The organism is Nostoc sp. UIC 10630 (assembly GCF_010747425.1).
Lineage (GTDB): Bacteria > Cyanobacteriota > Cyanobacteriia > Cyanobacteriales > Nostocaceae > Nostoc.
In genome coordinates this window covers 1-8,028 of sequence record NZ_JAAGOG010000286.1, presented here as the reverse complement: position 1 = coordinate 8,028, position 8,028 = coordinate 1, and the positions used below count along the sequence as shown (strand labels likewise).

At 42.8% G+C, this 8,028-nt stretch carries 13 protein-coding genes; 2 read left to right on the top strand and 11 right to left on the bottom strand.

What is annotated here, in order from left to right; translation table 11 throughout:
• From G1O98_RS35105 to G1O98_RS35060, 10 genes are all read right to left on the bottom strand, one after another.
• Window positions 1-511 (bottom strand): hypothetical protein (locus G1O98_RS35105; RefSeq protein ID WP_202985848.1); only part of this gene is annotated, 511 nt, incomplete at its 3' end.
• 109 nt (window positions 512-620) lie between these two features.
• Window positions 621-1,553, bottom strand: coding sequence for a phage Gp37/Gp68 family protein (locus tag G1O98_RS35100; protein ID WP_163938513.1), 933 nt, complete (start codon window positions 1,551-1,553; stop codon window positions 621-623).
• Between the two features lie 14 nt (window positions 1,554-1,567).
• Window positions 1,568-2,269 (bottom strand): hypothetical protein, encoded by a 702-nt coding sequence (locus G1O98_RS35095; RefSeq protein ID WP_163938509.1) that lies wholly within the window; start codon window positions 2,267-2,269, stop codon window positions 1,568-1,570.
• Window positions 2,266-2,469: a hypothetical protein gene (locus G1O98_RS35090; RefSeq protein WP_163938505.1), complete on the bottom strand. Its 204-nt coding sequence runs from the start codon at window positions 2,467-2,469 to the stop codon at window positions 2,266-2,268. Before G1O98_RS35090 ends, G1O98_RS35095 begins: the two co-directional genes overlap by 4 nt.
• A 67-nt stretch (window positions 2,470-2,536) precedes the next feature.
• Entirely contained in the window at window positions 2,537-3,196 is a 660-nt protein-coding gene (locus G1O98_RS35085) for a hypothetical protein (protein ID WP_163938502.1), read from the bottom strand.
• Window positions 3,197-3,340: 144 nt separating this feature from the next.
• A complete protein-coding gene (locus G1O98_RS35080) occupies window positions 3,341-4,228 on the bottom strand; it encodes a hypothetical protein (RefSeq protein WP_163938499.1) in 888 nt (295 codons plus the stop codon).
• 43 nt (window positions 4,229-4,271) lie between these two features.
• Window positions 4,272-4,730: a DUF1392 domain-containing protein gene (locus tag G1O98_RS35075; protein WP_163938496.1), complete on the bottom strand. Its 459-nt coding sequence runs from the start codon at window positions 4,728-4,730 to the stop codon at window positions 4,272-4,274.
• Window positions 4,731-4,754: 24 nt separating this feature from the next.
• The gene (locus G1O98_RS35070; RefSeq protein ID WP_163938492.1) at window positions 4,755-4,952 is read right to left on the bottom strand and encodes a hypothetical protein; all 198 of its coding nucleotides are present in this window, start codon (window positions 4,950-4,952) and stop codon (window positions 4,755-4,757) included.
• On the bottom strand, window positions 4,945-5,271 hold the full coding sequence (locus tag G1O98_RS35065) for a hypothetical protein (RefSeq protein ID WP_163938489.1): 327 nt from the start codon (window positions 5,269-5,271) through the stop codon (window positions 4,945-4,947). The genes G1O98_RS35070 and G1O98_RS35065 overlap by 8 nt, the downstream gene beginning before the upstream one ends.
• A gap of 121 nt (window positions 5,272-5,392) precedes the next feature.
• Window positions 5,393-6,280, bottom strand: coding sequence for a hypothetical protein (locus tag G1O98_RS35060; RefSeq protein WP_163938485.1), 888 nt, complete (start codon window positions 6,278-6,280; stop codon window positions 5,393-5,395).
• Window positions 6,281-6,409: 129 nt separating this feature from the next.
• On the opposite strand from G1O98_RS35060, the gene G1O98_RS35055 reads away from it, so the two are divergent.
• Window positions 6,410-6,655 (top strand): helix-turn-helix transcriptional regulator, encoded by a 246-nt coding sequence (locus tag G1O98_RS35055; protein ID WP_242054395.1) that lies wholly within the window; start codon window positions 6,410-6,412, stop codon window positions 6,653-6,655.
• Window positions 6,656-6,839: 184 nt separating this feature from the next.
• Complete coding sequence (locus G1O98_RS40435; RefSeq protein WP_243458632.1) at window positions 6,840-7,283, top strand: hypothetical protein; 444 nt, start codon at window positions 6,840-6,842, stop codon at window positions 7,281-7,283.
• 81 nt (window positions 7,284-7,364) lie between these two features.
• On the opposite strand, the gene G1O98_RS35045 is transcribed toward G1O98_RS40435, so the two are convergent.
• Window positions 7,365-8,028: hypothetical protein (locus G1O98_RS35045; RefSeq protein WP_163938483.1), on the bottom strand; the 664-nt coding region annotated here is incomplete at its 5' end.

The window sequence follows — 8,028 nt, the reverse complement described above, 5'->3', positions numbered from 1 at the left end:
TTGCACACTCATGGGGTGGCCCCCCCACACTACCCGGGTGTTCCCCCAACACTCCCGGGGGTGGTCCCCCAGCACTACCGGGGTGTCCCCCCAGCACTACCCCTAGTGTCCCCCCAACACTACCTAAATCTTTCTTTCCTCTGATTAAGGAAGACGGTTTTAATGGATTAGGGAACCAGTCTTCCATGTCCGTAAGACTGTAATGATTTGATGTTTGTAGCCCGTTATTCTCTCTGCTGGTTTTTGTGATCAAATTCCAACAGATAAGTTCATTTACTGCTGCGATCGCTTTTCGGCGTAAAGTGTCAGTTGGTGAATTTGGAAAAGACCCCCGAAAGCAGAACTCACCAATGGATTTGTAGGAAGGGAAAGCATTGTTATCACAACCGGCTCGACGGCACAAATGACAGTAAACACGATATGCCTCCATTGTTAATGGCAAATCGTCAAGCTTACTATCCATATAAATATGGCGTTTTCTTCTGTTGTCGCTAAAGCTGTCGGTAGTCATCTTTTAAACCCTCCAGCAATGTTTATTTTTTTTGTTAAACTCATCGTTAGAACCCTACAAAAAACTTTTCCTTCCCCCGCTTCTGAAAAACAGTGTGGGGGATTTGCTTTTACTCATGTATAGAAAAAGGAAATTCTCTAACCTGTAATTCTTGTGGAAACTCTTCAATGTCTCCCCCTTTCTTGTCGCGGGTTTTAAATCGCTGTCCCTCAAATATTGCATTCGCCCCCAACTGCTTCACAAACACAGGCGTTTGGGATTGTTGGCACTGTTGAACAATAGACTCAATCCATTCCATGTGGCATGGTCTGGAATTTGGGCCAGACTCACCCCCTACAACAATCCACTGGATATCTTCATTTACTAATTCCCATTCGTAGGAATCACTAATTAATTTTTGAATTGCACCTCCTTGCCTCAAATCGATTTCTTCAAGCAGTGGCTCACAAGATAAAAACCGAACTGCGGCTGGAATTTCTAGGAGAATTGGAATGCGCTTGTTCGCCATTAGTTGATTCTCAGTGGAGGTTCCTAACCACACATTTGGTAAGGGGAATGGTTGGTCAATAAAATATTGTTGAAGATTAATTAATCCTCCAAATTTCTCACTAATAGCGTCCCAAAGAAAATCTTTGGCTGCTTCATACCATTTGATCCATAGTGATTGTTGACTAAAATACTCCTTCATTCTTTCTGGTCGCTTAGTCAAGATTTGAAAAGTATGCTGAGGTGAAAGAACAACAACAGCCATTACTTGATGAATCCATTCGTCAGGGACATTGGCGTGAAACAAATCAGCCATTGAGCATACAAAAATTCTTTTCGGCTTTTTCCAAGACAATGGTTTAATAAGTTGAGATTTGACAAATTCAACTGTGCCATCCCAATTACTAACAGTTTGATACTGGGGGAATTGTTGAAGTCGCGGGGATTTGGCAGCTTTCGCTGCATAGCATCGCGCACAGCCAGGACTTCCAGAAACCCGTGAACAGCCAACAATTACATTCCAGGTTTCGTCACACCATTGTATATTTGTAGACATAATTACCTCTTCAATCAATAGTTTGTACTAACTTCACCACACGCTATCGCCCGTACAATCTCAATCGCCTGCTCTTGAGTTATGGCCTGCTCAGGGTTCTTGTAAAACCCAGCGATCGCCGACTTGGGACGAATAATAATTTGCTGCCCTGTTGCGCGTTTGTCCCACACAAAGCACGAGATGGTTATGTTATCGGTAGCCCAACGAGTACCCCGTTTGTCTTTCCGAAAACAGAAGCGTGGCATGATTAGAACAAGTGACGGCGGGTATTGTTGCAAGAAATCCGCCCGATCATCACAAGGTTCGAGAAAGCTGGTAAGTAAAAAAGCAGCGACACCCACACGCGCCTTCTGGCAGGCATTTTTGATAATTGGTGCAGCAAATTCCGCGTATGGTGGGTTAGTGCAGATCCAGTCACAATCGGGAAACTTAGCCCATGACTCGGATAGTGTTGCATCCAGATGGTAATCAGCCGATTTATGTGGATCAATATCGTTCGTCCACATTTGCTCGGTGTAGGGCCACACTCTAAGTAAAGAAGCGATCGCTCCATGCCCCACACAAGGCTCACCAATCACACCAGATAACGGAACATAGCGCAATAACTCAGTAGTAAACCACGATGGAGATTCATAAAAGTTCAGTGGATGCCTACTAACAGTTTCTATAGATGCACTTGTATATGGTTGTGGTGTCAGGAGTTGTGCAACAGTCATAAATTCTCTCCAACTTGTTTGACAACTTGAGCGCTGATTGATTCAAAATCCACTTGAAAAATGTTCATCTCAGTCAGCATCTCGCCATTGTTATAGCGGTCTACAATATGCTGCCTAATGCCTGCTTCTGAAAGCCCATCAGGGATATTAATGTGAGCTTCACTAGTAATTTTTTCTGTGACTCTAACAATGACTCTCATGTTGGTTATGCCAAATATGAAAAAGTGTTTAACGTGGTGATTACTACTTGTTTAATAGCGATCACTTCTATCTCCAAGGTGTAAAATTATTCCACTGAAACCAGCTTGAGCCAGAATCAGAGTATGCAGTGGTGCGATGGATTGCTAGCGGATTACCCCAGCAGCAGCAGGCGTTGATAGCAAACATGGGTTTGTCCTGGAATGTTCCATCTGGTAAAAGAATCTGGTAAACTTCATCCTCAGCCCAAACTTCCACCCATTCCCGGTTCATGTATTCGGTGTAAAACTGACTCCATCGACATAAAAACCAGCGCGATTCTGTTTCGCGGTCGTAACGCCATAGTTTGAAAACCATGTTCCAGTGCGCGAGGAAGTCGAGCGCCACCGACTTGGACTGCATCAAAATTTCCTTATCACCAGGAACGAGCATCAACTCCTCACACAGTCGAGGAAGCTCCACATTCACGCCGCCATACTCAACGGTGTACCACTCGATTCCGCTAATGCCTTGGTTTACTTGCTCTGTCCAAATTGCCTGTCTTTGGGAGGCTGTGTCTTGCGCTCTTTTTTGGAACATATCGAAACGCAATACTGTTTCTACTGGGGATAACTCGCCTTTTACTACGTGTTGTAGTGCCATGTCACAGGCTCCTTCCCAACCGATTACGTTGATTTGGTCGATCTGTTGAGCTAGTGCTGCTGCTCTTGGGTCATGAAATCGTGTCATTAACCTATCCTTATCTATTACTTATTCTCTGCTTAACCAATAAGCTGTAAAACTTTTCGTGTAATCCAAAAATCCCTACAGGTAATAGTTGCGTAACCAGTAGTAAAAAAATTCAGGGAACTGATCACTGAAGACTGATGGCTATTAAACTGATACCTTTTCTTTCTTACTAGCGAAAGCCCCCGCCTGCCTTAGCGCTGTACCAGGACTGGGATGAGCAAAGAATTCTTCTATAGCTTTGGTTAAGCCTGCCGCAACAGCCGGATCGTGACAAGCGTAGACATAGACGGGCTGTTGAACGCCATTAACTAGCCGTGTTTCTTGGCGATCGCCTAAGTGTGGGTAAAATGTTCTCACCCATGTCCCTAGGTGTCCGCGATAATGGGAGCCTTTAGTGGGAACTGTCTTGCCGAGTTCGCTCTCTGCAAAATTGACCACGCCAAGCCAGCGTTCTTCTGTGGCGGTTAACAATTTTCTGTTATGTTCAGCCAGAAGGTTGCCGGCATAGTCTTTAAATTGCTGTTCGGTGTACGGGTTGAGTCTGCCACCAGTTAACTCAGCTAAAGCTTTCATTGCCAGGACAAGAGTATGCAATCGTTGTTCAACTGGGGGGAGGGCTGGTGTAGTGGGTTGTTCTTGTGGTTGAGTAGCGGGTTTTGTCCAGCCCAGAATGTCTTGCATCCAGGCACGAACACCAATCCGGTTAAAAGCTTTGCATACAAGTCTGGCTTGCTGTTTGCAGTACCGCCCAGCATCAAAAGCGTAATATTCAATAACGGCAGCAACACCCATATCAGGTATTCCCTCATTCCAGGTTTCCAGTGCCGCAGGGGTAAAGCCTTGTTGTATAAGGCTTTGGGCTAATACAGAGGGTTCCAGTGCCGCACTTAGTAACGCACGACGAAGCGAAGAATCTTGTACATCTGCCAGCCTTGCAGTTGCCCGAATACTGGCTTTACCTTGTCCATTAGAGTCAACAGTGATTTCTTGCTTTATCTGTTCAATAATTTGAGCTACTTCGATTTGTGACATAAATTTAGTTGGGTGATAAATTTTCGTTGTTGATTAGAGAGAATTAGACATTTACGCGCACCAAACTTTTTTCACCGACCAACGAAAAGCGATTAAGTATGGTTGGTGTTTCAGCCAATGTTGGCGATACCAATTCGACAAGGTAAAACCAAAACTTATCCACAAGTACAACCCCCAGAATTAGCCGTTGCTTTGTGTCATCACCATAAGAACAAAGGATTACTTTCTGCCCTAAAGCGAAAGCAGGTTTTTGCACCGTGAGAGCTTCTAATTGACCAGTCCCAATGATTTGATGTTCTGTAGCGTGAACAATTTCGTCACCACAAATGATTGTATAAAGCCAACATTCATATTTCCACTGGACACCAGAACAGTAACCAAATGTTCTCGTGGTTTTCAGATAAATTCTCTCCAGTAAATTTACCTCAACGGGCGGAATTGTTTGACCCCAAGGCGGGGAGATATACCAACTGGTTTTAAGTGCGTTAACGTAGTCAATCATGCTTTTTCCTCTGGGATTAATAACCTAAAAATCTTCGGCAATCTCCAACAAAAAACCGCATCCAGTGTTTTGCACTTGTACCCGTTTTTTATCAAGTAAATATTGGATGATAGTTTCTGAGAACTGAATGCGGTGCAAAGGAATAGAACCACCAGAGCGACTTAGAGAGTGCAGTAATCTAGCAGAAGTACGTTCCACGTAGTTATCAACTGTTTTAGCCATTGCTTGTACCTCTGGTTATTGCGTCTAACTGTCGGTTGAGTTTATTTATCTGCTGTTGATAAAAGTCAATCTCTGCGGTAATTTCTGAGAATAATTCTTCTGGTGTGAGCGGTTGGATTTGATCCTCTTTCAAGTACGATATTTCATCAGAATTCTTGTTAGGCATCAGCACATAGCGCCAACCATCATCAAACTGTTCAGCCAACTCTGTACCAGATGGGTAGTAGTAAAGTCCTAAAATCGTGCCTTGTTCTGTGCGTTGCTCCAAACCAAAGCGAGGGTAGCCCCAGTGTTGAGGGATTGATATTGTGGGTTGCATTGATTTAATGGGGATTGGTAAATAAATAATTAGGGGAAGGGGGAAAGGGTAAAGGGGAAAGGAATGAAGAAATTTACCTTTCCCCCTTCCCCTTTAACCTTTTCCCAGGCGAAGCCCAAGATTACGCTGTGACTAACTCCGTTCTCTCCAGCAGCCGTTGCAATTTATCGCCAGTTAGCTGTTCTAACGGTTGGTCTAAAATATATTCATCAAAAATGGATTTACCATCAGTAGGCACATCCAGCATTGACAATGAGCGCACAGCATCATAAACCGAGTTAGAATACTGCTGCTGGACTGAATAACGCCTCTTCACCCACCAGTTACCGTCAGTGCATCCGACTTGCCCCAGTTTCACGCCGTTGTCGTTGTAAATGCCATCACCGAGAATTTCAAACCCATAATTCTGGCACTCGTTGAAGATATGCGCCATGATTTGGTTTTCAGTAGAAGAGGAAGGTATGGGGGCAGAGGCGCAGAGGGGCAGAGGAGAAAGTTGTTGTAATTTTTTCCCCTCTGCACCCCTGCTCCCCTGCACCTCTGCTTCTTGGGCTGGCAGTGTGCCGTCTTTATAGTGAGTGCAGATGAAGCGATCGCAACGCATTAGAGTGTTGGCACGAAATATTTCTTTATCGTTGACCATGACTACCCAGCGTTGCGTTAAATGGTTGTCGTCATGGCTAATGCTGGCTATGAGTTGATTACCAGCATAATATTCGTGATGATCAAACGAGATTTCGACTGTTGTGAGGGGTTCGGGAGCTATGGCTTTGGCTTGGTCAGCGATGAAGTGGTCGAGTTCGGCTTGAGCGATCGCTTGTTCGTCGGGGGCAGCAGGGGCGATTTTCTGAATCTTGCTTGCCTGATATTTAGCGATCGCACTAATCCAAGAATCCTTACAGCGTTTGTCGCTTACTTCGACTGTGCAGGCGATTTCGCTGTAGATTTGCTTGAGTCGGGCAATCGATTTCAGTTGCAGCTGTTGATAAGTGTAAACGGCGTGAGTCATAATTGGAAGGCTCTTTAAATTTAGGGCAAAAGAAGCGCTTCAGATTCGCAGTCAGGGGCGCTTCTCTTATGTATCTATTATCCGCTAGTTAACTGCGCTTGTCAACTGTGTTAACTAGCTGATATTCTATTGGTATTACTATTTGTTATGGATATGAAGGGGTTAAGAGAAAAAGCAGGGTTAAGAACAGTAGATGTGGCATCAAGGTTAGGAATTGCTGAGTCAACTGTCCGTAACTGGGATATTGGGCGGCACACTCCCAGGTTGCCAATTGAAGACATACCCAAATTTTTGGAAGTTTACCAATGCACTCTTGAAGAAGTTATTGAGGCTGCAAAGGAAAGCAAAAGGAAATTTGATGCTTCCCATAGCTAATGAGACTTGAACCATTTGGCACTCATAATTAAACATAAATACTCTATACAGCAGACACATTGTTTTCAAATTGTCGATAAAAAGCTATCTATCCCTAACCTAGAAAACGCTTCGTAAGTTAAATCAGTGCTAGGGGTTGACCTTGATGTAAATCTGAAAATAGTGAGAAGTAGGAAGCGAAGCCATGCAAAAGCCATTCTCTAAACGCAACAAACCTACTTCCACTGTTTCTGCTGGCTCAGAACCACCAGTTAGCAAAACACAGCAAGATATCTCTTCCCAAAATAATCAGGATGTAGTAATTCTGGACGTTCCTGCTGTTGAAGTACCGGAACTAACCGAGCAGGAAATTAATGATCGCCTACTCCTGGAGAGGAAAGTAGAGAGGGCATTTTTTGAGGCGGGGAAGGCATTAATGGAATTACGGGATCGCAAGTTATATCGCTCTACTCACAAAACCTTTGAGGAGTATTGCCGCGATCGCTTTGGGCATAATCGTCGCCAGTCTTATCTTCTAATGGATGCAGCAGTAATATTTGATAACTTAGAGCAAAAATGTGATCGTTCCGATCACATTTTGTCGGCTAATGAATGGCAAATCATGGTCACTATCCAAGCTAGACCCTGATATTCAACCCAAAGCATGGCAAAAAGCTGTAGGGTTTGTCAACAGGAAAGTACTATCTCATCGCATAGTTAAAAAGTTATATCAAATTATGTATATGTTATCTTGTTGGTTTGAAAATTGTAGAATCATTTTACCTAGTCCTTCTGGTAAACCAAGTTTAAGCCATAGTTCTTTATTTCTCAAATTACTAGTACGTGCTGACAATATCTCATTTGCAGCTTCTAACATTGCTCCAAAGCAATTAGAATCTAAATAAGAAACTGTATACATTAACTGTATTAATAATTCTTCAGCACTATATAAAGATAATTTACCCTCTCGTATTAAAGTAAGAGCTTTTAAAGAAAATCTGGAACATTTTCCAGTGCATCTAATAGCTAGATCAGATACTAATTTAATTTCTTCTAAGGATATATCACCTCTTATTAAACTGAGGATAGCCGCAGATTCTTTGTCTTCAAGATTACTAAATTTAGCTATATCTAATAAGTTTTTAGGTATGATAGAGATTGCTTTTAGTAAGTTGGTGTTTCCATAGTGAATATATGAAAGTAGCTTAAGAACTCCCAGCAACTCAGGTTTTATGCTGAATTTATTAGCAAATTCTTGTACAAACGGTTCAAATCTTTTTGGAGTTCTTCGCGAAGAATAACTTAATAAGCGAATATTAAACTCTTTGCCTAAAGTATCTATTAGTTCTATTACTTGGGATTCATTCCTATATAAATTATATATTAAATATACT